At 72.7% G+C, this 443-nt stretch carries 1 protein-coding gene; it reads left to right on the top strand.

Annotated features, from left to right (window positions below):
• Positions 1 to 443 (top strand): polyketide synthase dehydratase domain-containing protein (locus tag VM95_RS38075; protein ID WP_045706243.1); only part of this gene is annotated, 443 nt, incomplete at both ends.

Genomic DNA, 443 nt, shown 5'->3' with positions numbered 1-443 from the left:
GCCGACGCGGCGCCCGTCGCGGACTGGCCCGAGCAGTGGCCGCCGCAGGACGCCGAGCCGCTGCCCGTCGAGGACCTGTACACCCGCCTCGCCGACATCGGCTACGACTACGGCCCACTCTTCCACGGCGTCGAGGCCATCTGGCGCGACGGCGACGAGACCTACGCCGAGGTCACCCTGCCCGAAGGCCACGAAGGCTTCGGCATCCACCCCGCCCTCTTCGACTCCGCCCTCCAGAGCGGCGTCATCCTGCTCACCGAAACCGCTTCCGGCACCCACCTCATGCCGTTCAGCTGGAACGGCGTGCAGCTCGACCGCACCGGCGCCACCCGCCTGCGAGTCCGCTCCACCATGACCGGCGGCACCTCGCTGCGCCTGGACGCCGTCGACCCGGACGGCACCCCCGTCGTCTCCGCACGCTCCCTCATCGTCCGCCCGGTCCA

Source organism: Streptomyces rubellomurinus (assembly GCF_000961885.1).
In the GTDB taxonomy this organism is placed as follows: Bacteria; Actinomycetota; Actinomycetes; order Streptomycetales; family Streptomycetaceae; genus Kitasatospora; species Kitasatospora rubellomurina.
The sequence above is the reverse complement of the archived record's forward strand: the minus strand, read 5'-3'. Positions and strand labels throughout refer to the sequence as shown.